Raw genomic sequence first — 19,490 nt, 5'->3', positions numbered from 1 at the left:
ATTTTCCCCATACTGGTGGCCGATACTCCTGTGCACTCTGCTACACGTGTTCACTGGGTTACAGTATGAAATATCCTGTCATCTTCTGAAGCAGAAAAAAATTTTCTCCATAACCTTACTAAAAGTCGGGGATTGAGAAAATATTTCTCCCCCCTCCTGATTATCATACCTCCAAAGAGTGAATCAAATTTTGAGAGGATGCCTGTGAGTAAAATTAACGATGACGTTTTCCTGAAATGGCTCAGGCAGGAAGTCAGACCTGCGTTGGGGTGTACAGAGCCGGTAGCGATAGCATTTGCCGCAGCCATGGCCTGCCGTTATCTGCATGAACCCTGCGTCAGTGTCTCGGGCTTTGTTTCTGAGAATCTGTATAAAAACGCGATGGCTGTGACTATTCCGGGAACACAGTGCTCCGGTATTGCTATGGCTGCAGCCATAGGCGTCTACGGTGCCGATCCTGATAAAGGGCTGGAGGCGCTGCGCGGACTCACCGCAGAACACATTAAACAGGCTGAGGTTCTGGTGGATCAGGAGCTGGTTAACATTACCGCCCGCGCCGTACCCGATTTTATTCACGTCGACCTGACGGTATCTGGTAAGGAAAACAGGTGCCGTATCGTCGTCAAGGGCGGGCATACCTCCATTACGGAACTCTATCTGAATGACCAGCCTGTCGCTGACTTCTGCCGCCCGGAGAAAAAAGCCAGCACGCCACCACTGCCCCAGTTCTCTGTGCGTGAGGCGTTTGACTTCATCACCCGGGTTCCCCTGCGTGATATTGATTTTATGCTCGAGGCCGCTCGTCTGAATAGCGAGTTATCCCAGGCGGGTATACATGGCCGCTACGGACTCAATATTGCCGGCACGCTTTCAGCCGCCCTCAGTCAGGGGCTGATGAGCGATGATCTGCTTTACCGTATTCAGCTGGAAACGGTGGCGGCTTCTGACGCCCGAATGGGCGGTGCGCCAGTCACGGCCATGTCCAATTTTGGATCCGGCAATCAGGGGATAACGGCGACGCTGCCTGTCGTTGTGTTAGCCCGGTCGCTCAACGCCGATCAGGAGACGCTGGCCAGAGCGCTGACACTGTCACATCTGGTAGCCATCTCCGTACATGCCCGTTACACCCGGCTTTCGGCCCTGTGTGCGGCATCCACGGCGGCAATGGGCGCTGCGGCAGGCATGGCATGGCTGTTCAGCCGTGATTTGAATGTCGTTGAGTCAGCCGTTATCAATATGATCAGCGACGTAAGTGGAATCATCTGTGATGGTGCTTCGGGCAGTTGCGCAATGAAAGTCTCAACCGCGACGTCGAGTGCGTTCAGATCCGTGTTGATGGCAAGGCAGGGCGTACGGGTCAGCAGCACCGATGGCATTGTCGGCGTCAGTGCTGAGCAGACGGTTGATAACCTTAGCCGGTTGGTTGTTAACGCGATGCCTGCTACCGACAAAGAAATCATTCACATCATGACCGAAAAGGACGCGCTCGCGCACAGTTGAGTGCCTTCAGACAATGACGAGCTGCTCTCAGTGAGCGGCTCGGGAGAGTGTTAATGGACAAGAAAACCACCATCTGCCGTGGCGTCAGCGCGGTAATGCCCCTCTGTATAGGAGACTTTCCGTTCTCCTTCATCGTTGGCGCATTAAGCGTCAGCGCTGGCATGAGTGTGTGGCAGAGCACAGCCTGGTCCTGCATCGTAATTGCTGGTTCAGCCCAGATGCTGGCAGTGAACATGCTGAAAACCGGTGCCAGCCTGGGGGTAATTATCTTCACTACCTTCGTCATCAATCTGCGCCACGTACTCTACAGTGCCTCTCTGGCCGGTAAAATCCGGGATGCTTCTTTTTTTCAAAAATGCCTGATGTCTTACGCGCTGACCGATGAGGTTTATGCCACCACGATTAAAGAGATGGAAGAAAACAGGGGAGACAAATACCTCTTCTATTTCACCGTTATGCTGACTTTCTGGGGATTCTGGGTGCTGGCAAACTTTATGGGCGCGATGATCGGGTCTTCTTTCCCGGATATTCAGAAATACGGTCTGGATTTTGCGATGGTGGCCGCTTTCATCGCCATCGTGGTGCCTCAGGTCAAAAGTCAGGCCTGCACGGTCGCGGCTCTGGTCGCCTCTATGTCAGGCGTACTGCTGGTTATCCTGCCGTGCTCACTGGGTATCGTCATCGCCTCTCTGCTTGGCGTGCTTGCGGGCCTGGCGGTGGATCTGTCGGAAGAACGCAGGCAGAAAAACGTCAGCGGCTCTTCCATCATCAGGGACACCGCACATGAATAATAGCTACTTTGCTGCGCTGACATTGGGTATGGCAGCGGTGACATTTCTCATCCGCGTCTCCTTTACCGGGATGGCAGGCAAAATACAAATGAGCGAACGGGTCAGGAAAACACTGCGCTTCGTACCCGTGACCGTGCTGCCTGCCATCATCACCGTCCAGATTCTGGACATTAACTCACGTATGCAGTTCGACCTGCATAATCCCAAGGTGATTGCGGCGATCGTCTGTACTTTAGTGAGCTTTCGGTTTGGCCTGATTTGGGTGGTCATCAGCGGAGTAGGCTCACTGATTCTGCTTAACCAATTTATGTAACGGAAGAGAGAAGCATTAAATGAACATTATCAGTACAAAACAGGCACCGGCAGCCATTGGTCCTTACGTTCAGGCAATAAGCACCGGCAGCATGGTTTTTACCTCTGGACAGTTACCGGTCGATCCGGAAACAGGGCTAATGTCAGAGGCGATTGAAGTTCAGGCTTACCAGTCTCTGGAGAACGTCAGAGCGATCATCGAAGCCTCAGGTCTGGCGGTGAAAGACATTGTTAAAACAACCGTTTTTGTCAAAGATCTGAACGACTTTGCCGCCGTAAATGCGGTTTATGAAGCCTTTTTTACAAAGCACGCCGGAGCATTTCCAGCGCGTTCCTGTGTTGAGGTGGCTCGTCTTCCGAAAGATGCCAAAATTGAAATCGAGGCGTTAGCGGTGCTGTCGTAGCAGACAGAATTGTCATTAGCAGGCTGCTGCCGTAAAAGGTAGCAGCGTTGCATTCACTTTCTGTTCCGATTCATGATGCCGCCCGGCATTGTTGATGTTGTAGTGTTGAATCAGCAAAGTATAAACAGCTTGTGTTTTATCCGCATAACACTAATTATGTTAAATTAATTGTACGGACGCGCACCCTATGTTGCGCGATGCAGTCACCTGTACATCAATGATGCTATTGCTTGCAGCTTATTACTATAATTATGCATGTTTTGAAATTTAGAGGTTTAGAATTTGTCACGGGGTTTTGTTGGCACACACAGAACAACAGTATCCTTAAGCTTGAGTTCTGCAAGTGTAGGAACTTTATTAATGAGCAGTGTAGTACTCCCGGCTTCTCCCAATTGAAGAAATCTACGCTCAAGTTCTTTTTCTTTGTCCGCCGAGTTCTCGAATAATTCATATTTGCACAGATTCGAGTTCTCAGTAAATTCGCTCATTTTTTCCTCATATTCTGAGCGTGTAAAGTAAGCATGTGCGCCAGGAAATATTGAGAAAATAGCTAAGCATGATAAAATGAGAATTAATAGTGAGGATGTAAATCTCATTTTGGCAAGATCTGGATGGCGCTTTGCATATGCCAGTTTTTGCATGGTCGGTGTTATGGTTTTTTCTTTTATAAGCACCTGGTCAACATTGAATTTTTTATCTGTATTGTAGAATTGTATAATGACAGAGTCATTTGGAAAAACTTCATTAATTAAAATCTCTTTTAAATCGGGCATTACCTCAAAAACGACATCTACATCACGGCGATGATAAATTAAGCGAGGAAGATATTCATATGAACCTGACATTAAAACTCGTATGTTTTTCTGAACGCTGGTAGTGAAATTGTCTATGCGGAAATAAAGGCAACTTAACTGTTCAATTTTTTCTAAAGCCTCTTTGCTTAAATCCTTGGTTATTTCATTCGGAATTTCGAACATATCTTGTTTTTCAATGAATGTATAACCAATTGCATCTGGAAGTTCCTGCCGAATTTTTATTGCAGCGAGAATTTGATCAAACATTCTAAATCCTTTCTACTTTTCAGGTTAATATAGTTGGCTGACGTAACAACTTGTTAAATTATTAATAAAAATAATAAAGTCAAAGTGTCATTTTATAATAAAATCCCTGGCCGACAAAGTTATTATCGACTCTCAGGAATTATTTTTATATAATAAATGAGTAGGTCATGCCCGTTACCATTATAGTCTTTGATAAAATTATTTTTTCTGGCCTTATATAAACCGGGAGGCTATATGAAAAACAAGCTCAATCCAAAAGACATATTTTTATTTTAAAATTCGATTTATCGATAGCGGTAAATCCTGATGAAATCTGTCCTCTCCACAGAAAATATGCATGTATGATCAAATCAGGCCTTACTAACGCATTCTCTCACTGGCAAGATGATACACATCATTGCGCTCGCGCTTACCTACAGCCACTACGGCAATGATCAGTTGATCGTCGATCACCTGATAAACCAGCCGAAAGCCGGACGCCCGAAGTTTGATTTTGTAGCAGTCTTTAATGCCACGTAATTTTGCCGAGGGGATATGGGGATTCTCACAACATTTCTTAAGCTTTTTAGCAAACTGCTGCTGGAGAGATTTGTCCAGCTTCTGCCATTCTTTAAAAGCCTCTTCCCTGAACTTGACGGTATAACTCACAAAAGTGCATCCAGATCGACATCAAGCAGAGGCTGGTTGCTCCGTTCGTGGACCAGCTTAGCCAGTTCCTGATCGTCAAGGGCATCAAGCATCTGTTCATAAAGCTCAGCCGGCACGCAATAGAATGCAGGCTGGTTGCGGTTGAGAATAGCGACGGGATAGCCGTCCCCGGCATTAACAGTAGCCATCGGGTTTTTTTTAAGTTCGCTGACGCTGGCACTGGTATCGCTTAAAATGATGTGTGGCATAAGGCCTCCAGGACTGCTTAACAGGTCTTTATGGTATCAGGATGAAGACCTGTTAACCAGTCATGGTGTACTGACAGAATCCGATTTATCCAGAATGAAAAGCACTAATTCAGTTAAGAAAAAGCCGCTGATTATGACTTGCGCGACACCCGGTAGCTTCGGCAAGGTTATGTCATACGATATAAAGCCCCAAACCACAGACAGGCGGTTTTAGTTATCCCTGTTATTACAACCTGAATGTGGCTTATGCACTATGGCTCACGATTCAGGGTTTGAGGATAACCTTTGTCCAGCCATTATCACGATCGTCAAAATGCTTATAGCCTTCGGGAGCGTCTGCCAGTGCAAGACGGTGCGAGATGATCTGCGACGGATTGGCTCTGCCCTGATGGATAAGCCTGGCGAGCTGGCGGTTGTAGGCTTTCACATTACACTGGCCGGTCTTCATCGATTGTCCTTTAAACCAGAACGTACCAAAATCGAACGGCACTTTTCCCTCTTTAGCCAGTTCGGTTGCACCGCCGGGATCCTGAGGAACAAAAACGCCTACCGTACCAATGCCGCCCGTGGCTTTGGTGGATGCAACAAGGCTGTTCAGTGTGGCGGAGTTATCCTCGTGGCCATGTTTATTGCAGCACTGATAACCCACGCATTCGCAACCGCAATCCGTGCCGCGCCTGTCGGTGAGTTCGAGGATTTTATTTACCGCCTCATCACCCACGCCATTGATCGCCACTGCGCCAAGCTGTTCGGCTAACGCCAGTCTGTCCGGATGAGTATCGACCACAAAGACCTGTGATGCGCCTTTAATCATGGCCGAGTGCGCAGCCATTAAGCCGACCGGGCCAGCGCCGTAAATGGCAACACTCTCGCCAGGGCGCAAGCCTGCCAGTTCAGTGGCATGCCAGCCGGTGGGGAAGATATCAGAAAGCAGAACGTAATCTTCCTCTTTTTCTACCGCATCCGGCGGCAGTACCAGGCAGTTAAAATCAGCATAGGGAACGCGAAGTAGCTCCGCCTGTCCGCCCTCCCATTCACCCATCTCCGCAAAGCCATAGGCGGCACCTGCCGTACCCGGGTTGGCTGTCAGACAGTAACCGGTTAACCCTTTCTCGCAATTTTCACAGAAGCCGCAGCCGACGTTAAAGGGCAGACAGACATAATCACCGACTTTAACGCGCTCCACAGCGCTGCCAGCCTCAATAACCTGTCCCAGGTTCTCATGGCCGAAGATGCGACCCTGCTCGAAGCTGGTTCGCCCTTCGTACATATGTAAGTCAGAACCGCAGATATTGGTGGTGGTAATACGGACAATCACATCGGTGGGACGAACGATTTTCGGATCCGGAACGTCTTTGACTGAAACGTCAAACGGTCCGTTATAGACAACTGCTTTCATAGTGTTCACCTCTCGTGCATGCTCAGTTTTGAGGGTGGCGACTGCGTGATACATTGCTGTCACCACCTTCTTCGTGATGCTGCTTTTTCAGTCAAATGGCGCGACTGAAGGTGTAAGTGTAGAACAGCTTATGGCGCAGTCTGGCAAAAGAAATATCATGTAACTCTATGAAATATAAAACCGCTTCGCTAAAAACCCATTTATCTCCCTCTGTCGTTCTGCTTATCCTCGTCCTGCTGTAACGCTCCGGGATAATGCTGGAACAGGATTAGCGAGGCCGCCTGTTGCTATTTAACAGCCTGATTATCATCAGATGTCAGACGGCGTTTATCCTGATAAACATCCGCCTGATGTTTGCCTACTTCTTATCCTGTGACCACGTCGCGCTGCGGATATCGACCTTCACCGGCAACAGACCAATCCGGGTAAAGGTATCTGCCAGCGCCTGCTGCTGGGTGAAGACTTCTGGCGTCATCCGCTCTGCGCCAAACGGCATTCTTGCCAGCGCGCGCTGCCAGATCGGCTGCGGCAGGCCGGTTGAGGTGGACATGATTTTTGCTGCTTCTTCCTGATTTTGATTAGCCCACTGACTCAGTGAACCCAGCTCATCTACCACCTCAGTGGCGATATGTGGATATGTCTCTGCGAACTTACGACTGGCAAGATAGAAGGTGTAGTGTGGCACCAGCCCTTCGGCACTTTTAAGCAGCCGCGCATGGGCATTAGTTTCCACTTCGGCGTAATAGGGATCCCAGATGACCCAGGCATCCACCGCACCACGCTGGAAAGCGGCGCGCGCATCAGCAGGTGGCAGATAGACCGGCGTAATGTCTTTATAGGTCAGCCCGGCCTGCTCCAGCGCGGTGACCAGCAGATAATTAACGTCAGAGCCTTTATTCAGCGCCACGCGCTTGCCTTTGAGATCCGCCACACTTTTAATCGGGGAGTCAGCGGGCACCACAATCGCTTCGGTTTTAGGGTTAGCAGGCGAGTGTCCCAGATAAACCAGATCGGCCTGCGCTGCCTGCGCGAATGTCGGTGGCGCGTCGCCGGTAGCGGCCAGATCGATACTGCCGATGTTTAAGCCTTCCAGCATCTGCGGTCCGGCCGGGAACTCAATCCAGTGCACCGCAATACCCTGCTTTTTAAATTCCTGATCCAGCGTGCCGCGATACTTCAGCAGCGCGAAGATATTGGCTTTCTGAAAACCGATGTTCACTGTCTCGGGTTTCTCTGCTGCCTGGGTGTTGAACGCGAAACCCGCCTGGGCGGCAATCATCATTACGCTGAGTAAAACTTTTTTCATCTCTCATTCCTGAGTCTGGTTGTTGTCTGCGCAACATAACAAACGCGGGTTGAAGCGCTTAGCGATGAAATGTTCGATGCTTAGCTAAAAAAACGCTATGGATGCCAGACCGACTCGCGTACGCGAATGGCGCGACTGAATAACCCCAGCGCATAGAAGCGGTCCGCGATGGTCTGCTGTTCCCGGATGATGGCCAGGTTCATTCTCTGAGTCTGATGACTGCGTCGGGCTAAGGCATGCATCAGTGAGGTGGCAGAGATGCCGAGTTCCGTGGAGAGCAGTCCGGCAGCTTCAGCACGATGCGCATCAATGTAGCGGCCGGTCTGCTCCAGCGCACTAAGCAGAACATGTAACAGATCGCCAGAGTGCGTCGCAAATCCGCGCTCAGCCAGGTAAAACTGATGGTTATTGACCCGGCCTGTGCCATCCGTAATCACCCTGAACTCTCCGCTGTTCTCAGCATCACTGAGTAACGGATCCCACATCATCCAGGCATCCACCGCGTTGAGGTCGCTGGGTGTCAGCGGATATTTAGGCGGGGCATAGACAATGCGCACATCATCCAGCGCTAAACCCGCCTCATCCAGAATCTGTAATAACAGATAGTGAACGTTGGAGCCGCGATTCACTGCGATGCGTTTGCCCCTGAGATCGCCAATCTGCTGAACCGGGCTGCTGTTCGGCACCAGCAGCGCCACGCTCTGCGGGGCGGCAGGTTCCCAGGCGACATAGACCATCGGACTGTTGCTGGCCTGTGCAAACAAGGGTGGAACCTCACCGGTGGTCCCGAAATCGATCTCCTTATTGCTCAGCGCATGCAGAAGCTGGGGACCCGCAGGAAACTCACTCCACATGACGCTGACACCCTGCCCGGCCAGCTGCTGCTCCAGAGACTGGCGCGCTTTCAGAATGCCAAGGTTGCCAAATTTCTGATAACCAATACGCAGTTCCCGCTCCCGCTCAGGCTGCTGACCAGGAGCAGCATCGCGCTGACGCACTGAACCGCGGCGCGGTTTAATCACCCCAAGATGCCCCAGCTGTGTGCGCAATGTATGTCGGCTGATCCCCAGCAGCGCGGCCGCCTGTAACTGATTACCCTGCGTGAGTTCCAGCGCATTTTTCACCAGCGCAGCAATGACCCGGGGATAGAGCGGCGAGTCACTCTGCTGCATCTGCTGGCGTAAAAACTGATCCAATGCCTCCTCTCCCTGCGGCAGATCGCTCCCCGCAAGTGGGCTTAGCCGCAGCTGCTGGGGCGTGACCAGTGAGGTTTTGCTGAGCAGCACGGCGTTGTGCAGCGTGTTCTCCAGTTCACGGATGTTGCCTGGCCAGCTGTAGTTCATCAACACCGTCATGGCTTCATCGCTGAGGCGAAGCTGAGGACGACCAAGACGGCGCGCATAGAGTTGCAGGAAGTGACTGGCCAGCACCGGTATATCTTCGCAGCGCTGGCGCAGCGGTGGCAGTGTGACGCTGGCCACATTCAGCCGGTAGAAGAGGTCTTCCCGGAATCGGCGTTCACGGATAGCCACCGCCAGATCCCGGTTGGTCGCGGCAATGACCCGCACATTGACTTTTACCGGCCTGGACGAACCCACGCGGGTGATCTCACGCTCCTGCAGCACGCGTAGCAGCTTCACCTGCAGCGACGGGCTTAGCTCACCAATCTCATCCAGCAGTAACGTACCGCCCTCAGCCGCCTCAAACCAGCCACGATGCCTATCCTGTGCGCCGGTAAAGGCACCCTTCTCATGACCAAACAGCTCCGACTCCGCCAGGCTCTCGGTAAGTGCGCCGCAGTTAACCGCCAGAAAAGGCTGCCGGCTGCGGGCGCTGTGGTGATGCAGATAGCGCGCCATCACCTCTTTGCCGGTGCCGGTTTCGCCAATAATTAATACGGTTGCATCAGTGGGCGCGAGCTGGTCCAACACGCTTTTGAAGGCGCGCGATGCGGGATCAATTAACTCAGGGCTGGATATCTGCATCTCTTTTACCGGGTGAGTTGGAAAGTCATGACCATACCGCGCCGCTGACGCCGAAACGAGAGGCGAAACAAGTCAGATTGTTGCCAATGCAGCAGTATGCAACTGCCTCTGTTGCCAACGCAGCAGATTAACGCCAGTCAGCAGGGTGCTATATGACTGAATTTAATAATAAAAAAATTTCACCGTACTGGCACGCATCCTGCTAAAGCCTATATAACCAAAGGGATTAACCCTATGTGATAAATTCGAATATCGTTATAAAGGAATCTGCTAATGAGTCATGCGACACAGGAAAACCTCAACCTCTTCTGGTTTCTGCCTACCCATGGTGACGGGCGCTATCTGGGCACCACCGAAGGCGGCAGAGCAGTCGATTTACCCTATTTACAGCAGGTTGCGCTGGCGGCAGATAATCTGGGCTACTACGGTGTGTTAATCCCGACCGGTAAAAGCTGCGAGGATTCATGGCTGGTCGCCTCGGCACTGGCACCGATTACCAAAAAGCTGCGCTATTTAGTGGCCGTGCGTCCCGGCCTGCAACCGCCCAGCCTGGCGGCGCGTATGGCGGCGACGCTGGATCGTCTTTCCGGCGGCCGGTTGCTGATCAACGTGGTCACAGGTGGCGATCCGGTGGAGAACAAAGGTGACGGCATCTTCCTGAGTCATGAAGAGCGCTATCAGGTGACCAAAGAATTTCTTGAGGTCTATTCCCGCCTGCTGAAAGGCGAGAAGGTCGACTTTGAAGGCGAACATATTCGCGTGGAAGGCGCTGAGATCCTCTTCCCGCCGGTGCAGGAAGACGGGCCGCCACTCTATTTCGGTGGCTCGTCTGAGGCCGCTATCGACGTTGCGGCGAATCAGATCGACACCTATCTGACGTGGGGCGAGCCGGTTGAGCAGGTCGCGGAGAAACTGGCGGTGGTTCGCCAGCGGGCGCAGGAGAATGGCCGCACGCTCTCTTATGGCATCCGGTTGCATGTCATTGTACGAGAAACGGAAGAGGAAGCCTGGGCAGCGGCCGATCGGCTGATTTCGCATCTGGATGAAGAGACTATTGCCGCCGCGCAGAAGATCTTTGCCCGCATGGACTCCACCGGTCAGGCGCGGATGAGTGCCTTGCATCAGGGTTCGCGGGAGAGCCTGCGCATCGGTCCCAATCTCTGGGCGGGTGTCGGCCTGGTGCGCGGCGGCGCAGGAACTGCGCTGGTCGGCAATCCGCAGCAGGTTGCCGATCGTATCCGGGAGTATCAGGCACTGGGCATTGAGAACTTTATCTTCTCCGGCTATCCACACCTTGAAGAGGCACACCGCTTTGCTGAACTGGTCATGCCATTGTTACCGCTGGCCGCCAACGCCGAAAAGAAACAGCGCAGCGTGAATACCGGCCCGTTTGGTGAAACCATCGGCGGCGACCGTCGCCCGGCTAAACAGGCCAGCGCCAGCTAGTTAGTTAACAGAAAAAGGCTCGCTTATGTCACAACAGCAGATTGTCATTATCGGCGGCGGGTTCACCGGCACTGCGCTGGCGATCCATCTGGCCCGCGCTGACCAGGCGGGGTTGCAGGTGACGGTGATTGAACCTCGCGCGCAGCTGGCGCAGGGCGTGGCATACGGCACTACCGATCCAGCCCACCGCATTAATGTGCCAGCCGCCAGAATGCAGCTTGTCGGTGATGAAGAGGGGGCATTTGATCGCGACTATCGCGCCTCGCCCGACTTCAGGGCCGATCCAGAAGCGCTGTGGCATGACGGTAATGTCTACCCGCAGCGCGGTAAGTTTGGTCACTGGGTCAATGCGCAGTTTGTTCATCAGCAGCAGCACTCACCGGTGAAACTGAGCCATCTGCGTGACAGTGCCGTCGCTTTTAAAGATGGCGTGGTGACCACGGCCTCCGGGCAGCAGATTCATGCCGATCAGGTGGTGCTGGCGATCAGCCATCCTCCGCCGGATCTGCCTGCTCTGCTGAGGCCGTTACAGGGCCATCCGGATTTGATTGCCAATCCCTGGCAGCGCGACGCGCTGGCGCAGGTCGCCCGTGACGATCGGGTCGCGATTATCGGTTCAGGCCTGACCATGTCCGATGTCGTGGCGTCACTGGATCGCCAGCTGCACCGCGGAAAGATTACCGTCTTCTCCCGTCGTGGTCAGTTGCCGCGCGCCAACCTGAGTGGCAGTTTTGAGAACTACACGCTGGATTACGATCAGCCGCAACCTGCGACCGCGCGCGGCTGGTTACATCGGGTGCGACAGGAAGTTAAACAGGCGGCGGCGCTGAATCTGCCCTGGCAGCTGGTGCTGGATGATATTCGCCGTAACGGTCAGCGCATCTGGCAGAGTCTTTCGCTGCATGAGCAGCAGCGCTTTCTGCATCACCTTCGCCCCTGGTGGGATGTTCACCGCTACCGCATTGCGCCGCAGGTGAGCCAGGTTCTTAGCCAGCAGCAGGCCAGCGGTCAGCTGTCGCTGCTGGCGGCACGTCTGATTGCCGCTGATGCGAGGGGAAACACTCTTCGGCTCACGCTGCGCCTGCGTGGCGCGCAATCACACATGCTGGAGGTGGATAAAGTCATTGTCACCACCGGCCCTGCACACAACGCTCTGCTTAACAGCAATGCGCTGCTGCGTCAGCTCCATGGCGATGGCGTTATCCAGCCTGACCCGCTGGCGTTGGGAATCCGGGTCAATGCGCTATCACAGACGCTGAATGCGCAGGGCAAGGCTAATCCACATCTCTATGTCGCCGGGCCTGCCGCGCGGGGGCGCTTTGGCGAGCTGATGGGATTACCGCAGGTGGCGGAACATGCTGAATCTGTAGCAAGGCAACTGCTTAGTGCCCCGCCACTGCCGCTCAGCGAGCGATGTCCCGGCTCACTCACCTACTGAACCTTCCTCCTGAAACACACTTTAAAAGGTGGGCGGCAAGCGATTGCCGCATCCGCTCTGGAGTCGCTATGTCATCGCAACGTGAAATTCGCCTGAATGCTTTCGATATGAACTGTGTTGGTCATCAGTCACCCGGCTTGTGGGCGCATCCCCGCGACCGCTCATGGCAGTATAAAGACCTGGCGTACTGGACCGATTTAGCCCGCCTGCTGGAGCGCGGTAAGTTTGACGGGCTGTTTATTGCTGACGTGCTGGGTGTCTACGACGTGCTCAACGGTAATAACCATGCCGCCATCCGTCAGGCGACACAGGTGCCGGTTAACGATCCGCTGGCATTAATCACGCCGATGGCCATGGTGACGGAACACCTGGGCTTTGGCCTGACCGCCTCGTTGTCGTTTGAACACCCCTACCCGTTTGCGCGACGGATCTCGACCCTGGATCATCTGACCAAAGGCCGTATTGGCTGGAATATTGTCACCTCCTACCTGGAAAGTGGTGCACGCAACATTGGCCAGCAGACCCAGACCGATCACGATGCACGCTACGACTACGCCGATGAGTATCTGCAGGTTATCTATAAGCTGCTTGAAGGAAGCTGGGAAGACGACGCTGTCCTGCGTGATCGTGAACGTCATATTTTCAGCGACCCCAGTAAAATCCATCCGATTAACCATCAGGGAACGTTTTTCCAGGTGCCGGGTATTCATCTTTGCGAGCCCTCTCCGCAGCGCACGCCGGTGCTTTATCAGGCCGGTGCCTCCAGCCGCGGTAAAGCCTTTGCAGCGGAGCATGCTGAATGTGTATTTGTCGCGGCACCGTCGAAAGTGCTGCTGAAGAAAACCGTGGCGGATATTCGCCGCAGGGCCGCTGAGGCGGGACGCGACCCGCGTTCCATACTGATCTTCAATCTGCAGACGGTGATAGTGGGTGAAACTGACCTGGCGGCACAGGCCAGATGGCAGGAGTACAAAAGCTATGTCAGTTACGAAGGCGCGCTGGCGCTCATCTCGGGCTGGACAGGTATTGATTTCGGGCAGTATCAGCCGGATCAGGTCCTGAAGCATCTGCATACCAACGCCATTCAGTCGGCGGTCGAAACCTTCTCCACGGCCGACCCCAACCGTCAGTGGACGGTGCAGGGTCTGGCGGACTGGGTGGGCATTGGCGGTTTTGGCCCGCTGCTGGTGGGTAGCGCCGAAACTGTGGCCGATGAGTTGCAGAGCTGGGTTGAAGAAACCGACGTTGACGGGTTTAACCTCGCTTACGCCGTGACGCACGAAACCTTCACTGACGTGGTAGAACTGCTGGTGCCGGAACTGCAAAAGCGCGGCGTTTACAAGCAGGACTATCAACCCGGCACGCTGCGTGAGAAGTTGTTCGGGCAGGGACCACGGCTGACAGTGCCGCATCCGGGTGCCGGTTATCGCCGTATCACAGGCGCGGAGCAGTGGACAGAAAGCGTGGAGGCCTCATGATTGAGATTACGGGGCTGAGTAAAACGTATGCCGGGCCACAGAACCGTCAGATTGAGGTGCTGAAAGATATTACGCTCAGCGTTCCTGCCGGTTCAATTACGGCGGTCGTCGGGCCAAGCGGCGCGGGAAAATCGACGCTGGCAAAGTGCATCAGTCTGCTGGAGCGACCAACATCGGGAAGCATCCGGGTCAATGGTGAGGATCTCTCACATTACACGGGTGAGACTTTACGTCACAAACGTCGGGCGATAGGCACGGTGTTTCAGTCATCCGCGCTGCTGCAGCGCAAAACCGCCTGGGAAAATGTGGCGCTGCCGCTGGAATGGCTGGGCGTGGTGCCTGTGGAGATCAAACGCCATGTTGGTACGCTACTGGAGAGCGTCGGTCTGAGTGACAAGGCGGGCTTTTATCCGTCTCAGCTCTCGGGCGGCCAGCGCCAGCGTGTGGGTATCGCCCGGGCGCTGGCGCTTAAGCCCTCGGTGTTGCTGGCTGACGAGGCCACGTCCGGGCTTGATCCGGATGCCACCCGCGCCATTCTGACGTTACTAAAAACCCTGCGCGATCAGTTTGGGCTATCAATCATCTTTATTACCCACGAAATGGATGTGGTGCGGCGCGCAGCCGACGCCGTCGCGCAGATTGCAGACGGCAGGCTGGTGCAACAGGGCCATTTACGTCAGCTGCTGGCCACGCCCGATTCGTCGCTCGGCCAGCAACTGTTCCCACTCCAGCCACTCGCTGGGTCCGGCGATCTGCTGCTGCAACTCACCTATGGCGACCGCCCGATTGCTATCGACTGGATCAGCCGTCTGACGCAGCAGTTTGCCCTGCAGGTGGATCTGCTGGCCGCACACGTTGAGCAGGTTGGCGATGCGCTGGCGGGACGGATGCGGGTGGCCATTCGCTTTTCCCATTCTGGTATCACGCCCAGGCAGGTGACAGAGCAACTGCAGCACTATGGTATTCATGCTGAGATCCTGGAACAACGTGCGGCCCTGCAGGAGGTAGTATGAAACCGGCTGACGTATTGAGCCAGGATACGCCGTGGAACCAGATCCCGGCGCTGATGCTGCCGGCCTACGGAGAAACCTGGCTGATGGTGGCTGTGGTGATGCTGTTTGTGGTGACACTCGGTGGCCTGCTGGGGGTGGTGCTGTTTAACACCTCGCGGCAGGGGCTGTTTCCGCACAGGACGCTGCACCAGATTCTGGGCTGGATTATCAACATGGGCCGTTCACTCCCTTTTCTGGTGCTGATGGCGGCCATTATCCCTTTTACCTTCTGGCTGACCGGCACCACTATTGGCATCCCCGCAGCCGTGGTACCGATGATCATCGCCGGCACGCCCTTTTTTGCCCGGCTGGTCAGCAATGCGTTGCGTGCACTGCCCGCTGATGTCACCGCCGTGGGCCTGGTCTCCGGCGGTTCCACATGGCAAATCATTACCCGCGCCCAGATTAGTGAAGCCCTGCCCGCAATTGTGGCAGCCATTGTGCTGAATCTTATTTCGATGATTGAGTATTCCGCTATCGCCGGAACGATCGGTGCCGGGGGGATTGGCTATCTGGCTGTGGTTTACGGCTATCAGCGTTTTGATAATCACATCATGGTGGCCACCATTATGGTGCTGATCGTCACTATTCAGCTGGTTCAGTTTTTAGGCGACCGTTTGATTTCGGCGCTGCAACCTTATCAGGGAAAACATTCAACATGACGCATCACGACTTTGAAATCCGACAGAAGAAAAAATGGCCGTGGGTAGTGGCTGGGGTGGTCTTACTGTTGATTGCCGCTGCGGTCTGGTATCAGGTTGCGCACAAGGCCCGCACCGTCACTTTTGGCACCACGCTGAAAGTCCATTTTGAACCGGCGATGGCCGGTGAAGAGCGGCTGATTCAGTTTGTGGCGCAACATATAGCGCCCGACTACGGCATTAAACTGGAGGCGGAAGGATTGCAGGATCCGGTACAGGCCGATCGCGCAGTGGCGGAGGGTAAATATGCCGCCACCGTCTATCAGCATCAGTGGTGGCTGAAACAGGTGGTGGATGCCAATAAATTTCCGCTGACAGCCACCCTGCCGCTGTTCCAGTGGGCGTTTGGCATCTACTCAGATCGCTACCGTGCCATCAGTGAACTGCCACAGGGCGCGGAGATTGTGGTGCCCAATGATGGCGCTAATCAGGGTCAGGCCTTATGGCTACTGCAGCGTATCGGCCTGATTGGCCTTGATCCGGCGATTGAGCCACGCACCGCAAAACTCAAAGACATCAAAGAGAATCCTCATGGTTTCAACTTTAAAGAGCTGGATCTGTTGACCATGCCACGTGCGCTGAATTCGGTTGATGCAGCCATCGGCTATGTTTCACAGTTTGATGCCGGAAAAGTACCGCGCGAAAAAGGCATTTTATTCCCGCCAGCCCCTCGCACCTTTGCCTCTCAACTGGTTATAGGTACGCCCTGGCTGGCAGATGAAAATATTGTCCGGCTTAAAAAAGCCTTCGCCGACCCCCGGCTACAGCAGTGGCTGAAAGAAACGCAGGATCCGCTGGTGAAAGGCGTGCTGGTGCCGGTTTCCGCAGAATAATCAATAGGCCTGGACTGGCCCGAACCGGATGAATCACTGCATTCATCCGGTCTTTTCCATGTCTGAAAAATGACATTAACTTATTGAATTATATAGAATAGTTATCCATATTTGTTGGTTGTTTACTGAGCCGGGAATGCCTATAAAAACCTCGTGACCTGCTGAATATAATAACGAGGATATGATGAGTACATTAGAGATTGACAACACCCTGACCGCCCCGCCGCCCCACTCCACGCCGGTTCGTTCGGTGAGTGATGTGGCCCGGCTAATCAACAGTAAAACGGAGAAAAACAGCTACGCCCGCTGGATTGTGTTCCTGGCGCTGGGCGGTGTATTTCTTGATGCCTACGATCTCACCACGCTCTCTTATGGTATTGACGATGTCGTGAAAGAGTTTGGCTTAACCCCGGTGCTGACCGGACTGGTCACCTCTTCAATTATGATCGGCACTATCGTCGGTAATCTGGTCGGCGGCTGGCTGACCGATAAATATGGCCGCTACTCGGTGTTTATGGCGGACATGCTGTTCTTTGTGGTCTCTGCGATAGCTGCGGGTCTGGCACCCAACGTCTGGGTATTGATTGGCGCACGCTTTCTGATGGGCATCGGGGTCGGGATCGATCTGCCGGTTGCCATGGCCTACCTGGCAGAGTTCTCTAAATTCTCCGGCAAAGGCAACAAAGCGTCGCGTCTCGCGGCCTGGTGCCCGATGTGGTACGCCGCGTCATCTGCCTGTTTCTTTATTATTTTTGCGCTCTATTTCCTGCTGCCTGCCGAACACATCGACTGGTTATGGCGTGCCTCGCTGTTGTTTGGCGCGGTACCGGCGCTGCTCATTATCGCCGTGCGCAGCAAATTCATGAATGAGTCACCGCTGTGGGCAGCCAATCAGGGAGACCTGAGCGGTGCAGTTCGTATCCTGCGCGACTCCTACGGCATTATTGCGCATGAAGAGCAGCCCGAAAAAACCGAAACCGCGAAAGCGGCCCCGAAAGTGAGTTTCCGCGTGCTGTTTCAGAAGCCTTACCTCGAACGCACGATCGTCAGCGCAGTAATGAACGTCTGTATCGCATTTGAGTACACCGCCATCGCATTCTTTCTGCCCTCTATCCTGGCGCAGTTCCTGGGCGCGGGCGTGTTTGAAACCATCTCCGCCTCACTAGGGCTGAACGCGCTGTTTGCCTTTACCGGCGGTCTGCTGGGGATGCGGCTGGCATGGAAGTTCCCTTCCAGACATGTGGCGATTGCGGGTTTTGCCCTGCAGTTTATTGCGCTGATCTCGCTGGCGCTGATCGGTCATCCACAGGCCACTGCTGGCGTGGTGTTTGCCGTGCTCATGCTGGGACTCTGGCTGTTTGCCGAAGGGTTCGGCCCCGGTGCGCAGTTAATGATCTATCCGGCGCTCTCTTATCCTACCCACATTCGCGCAACCGGTGTTGGCTTCAGTCGCTCGCTCTCTGGTATCGGCAGTGCGCTGGCACTATTTATCCTGCCCATTCTGCAGGCCCGTTATGGTACCAACATGTTCTGGATCGTCTCTCTCGCCGCCCTTATCCCCATTATTTTCCTGTTGATTATCCGGTTTGAACCGACCCGACAGGACATTGATGAACAATCTGCAACAGGAGAAGATCATGTCTGAATTAACCCGTACTGAATTTTCCGCGCTGACCGAACAGTTCCGGCCACTCTTTAACCGCATTGCTGAAGGCGCTGCCGCGCGTGAAATCAACCGTACTCTGCTGCATGAGCCAATCCGCTGGCTGAAAGAGGCGCGGTTCGGCACCCTGCGCATCCCTAAAGAAGAAGGCGGCTTCGGCGTCTCACTGCCGCAGCTTTTTTCTCTGCTGACCGCGCTGGCTGAAGCGGATTCGAATCTGCCGCAGGCACTGCGCGCGCACTTTGCCTTTATTGAGGATCGCCTGAATCAGCCGGAGAGTGAGGATCGACGGCAATGGTTCCGCCGTTTCGTGGATGGCGAGCTGGTGGGCAGTGGCTGGAGTGAAATCGGAGCGGTTAAGCTGGGTGAGGTCAACACCCAGGTCTCACCGGCAGAGGGAGAATGGCGCATCAGCGGTGAGAAGTTTTACAGCACCGGCACGCTCTATGCGGACTGGATTGATGTCTATGCACAGCAGACTGACAACGGCCGCGATGTCATCGCGCTGGTGAACACGCATCAGAATGAGGTAGAGCGTGATGATGACTGGGATGGTTTCGGGCAGCGGCTGACCGGCAGTGGCACCACACGCTTTCATCATGCCCGCGTGGAGCAGCCGCACGTTTATGATTTCAGTGAGCGCTTTCGCTATCAGACCGCATTTTATCAGCATGTGTTATTAGCTACGCTGGCGGGTATAGGCCGGGCCGTAGTGCGCGATGCGTCACAAGGGGTCGCACAGCGTAAACGGATTTACAGCCACGGCAATGCGCCTCAGGTTAAGCAGGATGTGCAGGTGCTGCAGGTAGTCGGTCAGATCAGCAGCTGGACCTGGGCCGCTGAAGCTGCCGTTGATCGGGCGACCCACTCACTGCAACGGGCATTTGAACTGCAACTGAGCGGTGCGAATGAAGCGGAGCTTCACGCGGCGAACGTTCAGGCAGAGGTGGAGTCCGCCCGGGCGCAGGTCGTCGCGGTGGAGTTAGTGACGCGAGCTGCCACGGAGTGCTTCAATGCGCTGGGCGCGTCCGATACCCGCGTCAGCAAGGTGCTGGATCGGCACTGGCGCAACGCCCGCACAGTGTCATCACACAACCCGGTGATCTACAAAATCCGCAATGTGGGTGACTGGGAGGTCAATGGCAACGATCCGACATTTATCTGGCAGATCGGCAACGGCGAAGGGGCATAAAACAGCAAGGCCGGGGGAACCCGGCCTTATACG

18 protein-coding genes are annotated in these 19,490 nt (G+C 54.3%); 12 read left to right on the top strand and 6 right to left on the bottom strand.

Annotation, left to right across the window (positions count from 1 at the left end; translation table 11 throughout):
• Nucleotides 1-204: 204 nt before the first annotated feature.
• Genes F3I20_RS18230 through F3I20_RS18215 form a run of 4 tightly spaced genes read left to right on the top strand, consistent with a single transcriptional unit; the run spans nucleotide 205 to nucleotide 3,007 of the window.
• A complete protein-coding gene (locus tag F3I20_RS18230) occupies nucleotides 205-1,500 on the top strand; it encodes an L-cysteine desulfidase family protein (RefSeq protein WP_223811697.1) in 1,296 nt (431 codons plus the stop codon).
• Nucleotides 1,501-1,553: 53 nt separating this feature from the next.
• Nucleotides 1,554-2,291 (top strand): AzlC family ABC transporter permease, encoded by a 738-nt coding sequence (locus F3I20_RS18225; protein WP_150015810.1) that lies wholly within the window; start codon nucleotides 1,554-1,556, stop codon nucleotides 2,289-2,291.
• Nucleotides 2,284-2,604, top strand: coding sequence for an AzlD domain-containing protein (locus F3I20_RS18220; protein WP_150015809.1), 321 nt, complete (start codon nucleotides 2,284-2,286; stop codon nucleotides 2,602-2,604). The genes F3I20_RS18225 and F3I20_RS18220 overlap by 8 nt, the downstream gene beginning before the upstream one ends.
• Before the next feature lie 19 nt (nucleotides 2,605-2,623).
• Entirely contained in the window at nucleotides 2,624-3,007 is a 384-nt protein-coding gene (locus F3I20_RS18215; RefSeq protein WP_150015808.1) for a RidA family protein, read from the top strand.
• 275 nt (nucleotides 3,008-3,282) lie between these two features.
• Here F3I20_RS18215 and F3I20_RS18210 read toward each other — a convergent pair whose 3' ends face one another.
• The 6 genes from F3I20_RS18210 to F3I20_RS18185 form a co-directional block, all read right to left on the bottom strand.
• Complete coding sequence (locus F3I20_RS18210) at nucleotides 3,283-4,068, bottom strand: hypothetical protein (RefSeq protein ID WP_150038056.1); 786 nt, start codon at nucleotides 4,066-4,068, stop codon at nucleotides 3,283-3,285.
• A gap of 360 nt (nucleotides 4,069-4,428) precedes the next feature.
• A complete protein-coding gene (locus F3I20_RS18205; RefSeq protein WP_150019507.1) occupies nucleotides 4,429-4,716 on the bottom strand; it encodes a type II toxin-antitoxin system RelE family toxin in 288 nt (95 codons plus the stop codon).
• The gene (locus F3I20_RS18200; RefSeq protein ID WP_150015176.1) at nucleotides 4,713-4,964 is read right to left on the bottom strand and encodes a type II toxin-antitoxin system Phd/YefM family antitoxin; all 252 of its coding nucleotides are present in this window, start codon (nucleotides 4,962-4,964) and stop codon (nucleotides 4,713-4,715) included. The genes F3I20_RS18205 and F3I20_RS18200 overlap by 4 nt, the downstream gene beginning before the upstream one ends.
• Nucleotides 4,965-5,229: 265 nt before the next feature.
• Complete coding sequence (locus F3I20_RS18195) at nucleotides 5,230-6,363, bottom strand: glutathione-independent formaldehyde dehydrogenase (RefSeq protein ID WP_150038055.1); 1,134 nt, start codon at nucleotides 6,361-6,363, stop codon at nucleotides 5,230-5,232.
• A 358-nt stretch (nucleotides 6,364-6,721) separates the two neighbouring features.
• On the bottom strand, nucleotides 6,722-7,645 hold the full coding sequence (locus tag F3I20_RS18190) for a sulfonate ABC transporter substrate-binding protein (protein ID WP_223813111.1): 924 nt from the start codon (nucleotides 7,643-7,645) through the stop codon (nucleotides 6,722-6,724).
• A 119-nt stretch (nucleotides 7,646-7,764) separates the two neighbouring features.
• Nucleotides 7,765-9,654, bottom strand: a complete 1,890-nt coding sequence (locus F3I20_RS18185) for a sigma-54-dependent Fis family transcriptional regulator (RefSeq protein WP_150038053.1) — start codon at nucleotides 9,652-9,654, stop codon at nucleotides 7,765-7,767.
• Between the two features lie 273 nt (nucleotides 9,655-9,927).
• Here F3I20_RS18185 and ssuD point away from each other — a divergent pair, with 273 nt between their 5' ends.
• The 8 genes from ssuD (at nucleotide 9,928) to F3I20_RS18145 (ending at nucleotide 19,457) form a co-directional block, all read left to right on the top strand.
• The gene (gene ssuD, locus F3I20_RS18180) at nucleotides 9,928-11,100 is read left to right on the top strand and encodes an FMNH2-dependent alkanesulfonate monooxygenase (protein ID WP_150038052.1); all 1,173 of its coding nucleotides are present in this window, start codon (nucleotides 9,928-9,930) and stop codon (nucleotides 11,098-11,100) included.
• Nucleotides 11,101-11,125: 25 nt separating this feature from the next.
• A complete protein-coding gene (locus tag F3I20_RS18175; protein ID WP_150038051.1) occupies nucleotides 11,126-12,538 on the top strand; it encodes an FAD/NAD(P)-binding protein in 1,413 nt (470 codons plus the stop codon).
• A gap of 68 nt (nucleotides 12,539-12,606) precedes the next feature.
• Nucleotides 12,607-14,016 carry an LLM class flavin-dependent oxidoreductase gene (locus F3I20_RS18170; protein ID WP_150038050.1) on the top strand — a complete coding sequence of 470 codons (1,410 nt, stop codon included), beginning with the start codon at nucleotides 12,607-12,609 and terminating at the stop codon, nucleotides 14,014-14,016.
• A complete protein-coding gene (locus F3I20_RS18165; protein ID WP_150038049.1) occupies nucleotides 14,013-15,029 on the top strand; it encodes a methionine ABC transporter ATP-binding protein in 1,017 nt (338 codons plus the stop codon). The genes F3I20_RS18170 and F3I20_RS18165 overlap by 4 nt, the downstream gene beginning before the upstream one ends.
• Nucleotides 15,026-15,730 (top strand): methionine ABC transporter permease, encoded by a 705-nt coding sequence (locus F3I20_RS18160; RefSeq protein ID WP_150038048.1) that lies wholly within the window; start codon nucleotides 15,026-15,028, stop codon nucleotides 15,728-15,730. The genes F3I20_RS18165 and F3I20_RS18160 overlap by 4 nt, the downstream gene beginning before the upstream one ends.
• On the top strand, nucleotides 15,727-16,602 hold the full coding sequence (locus F3I20_RS18155) for a MetQ/NlpA family ABC transporter substrate-binding protein (protein WP_150015185.1): 876 nt from the start codon (nucleotides 15,727-15,729) through the stop codon (nucleotides 16,600-16,602). The genes F3I20_RS18160 and F3I20_RS18155 overlap by 4 nt, the downstream gene beginning before the upstream one ends.
• A 184-nt stretch (nucleotides 16,603-16,786) precedes the next feature.
• A complete protein-coding gene (locus F3I20_RS18150) occupies nucleotides 16,787-18,247 on the top strand; it encodes an MFS transporter (protein WP_150038091.1) in 1,461 nt (486 codons plus the stop codon).
• Nucleotides 18,240-19,457, top strand: coding sequence for an acyl-CoA dehydrogenase family protein (locus F3I20_RS18145; protein ID WP_150038047.1), 1,218 nt, complete (start codon nucleotides 18,240-18,242; stop codon nucleotides 19,455-19,457). Before F3I20_RS18150 ends, F3I20_RS18145 begins: the two co-directional genes overlap by 8 nt.
• Nucleotides 19,458-19,490 lie beyond the last annotated feature (33 nt).

The sequence above is a fragment of the Candidatus Pantoea gossypiicola genome (genome assembly GCF_008632075.1).
In the GTDB taxonomy this organism is placed as follows: domain Bacteria; phylum Pseudomonadota; class Gammaproteobacteria; order Enterobacterales; family Enterobacteriaceae; genus Pantoea; species Pantoea gossypiicola.
This window is presented reverse-complemented; position numbering and strand designations above follow the sequence as displayed.

Coding starts and splice junctions, on each gene's coding strand:
- F3I20_RS18225 (WP_150015810.1), top strand. CDS start 1,554: ATGGACAAGAAAACCACCATCTGCCGTGGCGTCAGCGCGGTAATGCCC.
- F3I20_RS18220 (WP_150015809.1), top strand. CDS start 2,284: ATGAATAATAGCTACTTTGCTGCGCTGACATTGGGTATGGCAGCGGTG.
- F3I20_RS18215 (WP_150015808.1), top strand. CDS start 2,624: ATGAACATTATCAGTACAAAACAGGCACCGGCAGCCATTGGTCCTTAC.
- F3I20_RS18210 (WP_150038056.1), bottom strand. CDS start 4,068: ATGTTTGATCAAATTCTCGCTGCAATAAAAATTCGGCAGGAACTTCCA.
- F3I20_RS18200 (WP_150015176.1), bottom strand. CDS start 4,964: ATGCCACACATCATTTTAAGCGATACCAGTGCCAGCGTCAGCGAACTT.
- F3I20_RS18195 (WP_150038055.1), bottom strand. CDS start 6,363: ATGAAAGCAGTTGTCTATAACGGACCGTTTGACGTTTCAGTCAAAGAC.
- F3I20_RS18190 (WP_223813111.1), bottom strand. CDS start 7,645: ATGATGATTGCCGCCCAGGCGGGTTTCGCGTTCAACACCCAGGCAGCA.
- F3I20_RS18185 (WP_150038053.1), bottom strand. CDS start 9,654: ATGCAGATATCCAGCCCTGAGTTAATTGATCCCGCATCGCGCGCCTTC.
- ssuD (WP_150038052.1), top strand. CDS start 9,928: ATGAGTCATGCGACACAGGAAAACCTCAACCTCTTCTGGTTTCTGCCT.
- F3I20_RS18175 (WP_150038051.1), top strand. CDS start 11,126: ATGTCACAACAGCAGATTGTCATTATCGGCGGCGGGTTCACCGGCACT.
- F3I20_RS18170 (WP_150038050.1), top strand. CDS start 12,607: ATGTCATCGCAACGTGAAATTCGCCTGAATGCTTTCGATATGAACTGT.
- F3I20_RS18165 (WP_150038049.1), top strand. CDS start 14,013: ATGATTGAGATTACGGGGCTGAGTAAAACGTATGCCGGGCCACAGAAC.
- F3I20_RS18160 (WP_150038048.1), top strand. CDS start 15,026: ATGAAACCGGCTGACGTATTGAGCCAGGATACGCCGTGGAACCAGATC.
- F3I20_RS18155 (WP_150015185.1), top strand. CDS start 15,727: ATGACGCATCACGACTTTGAAATCCGACAGAAGAAAAAATGGCCGTGG.
- F3I20_RS18150 (WP_150038091.1), top strand. CDS start 16,787: ATGAGTACATTAGAGATTGACAACACCCTGACCGCCCCGCCGCCCCAC.
- F3I20_RS18145 (WP_150038047.1), top strand. CDS start 18,240: ATGTCTGAATTAACCCGTACTGAATTTTCCGCGCTGACCGAACAGTTC.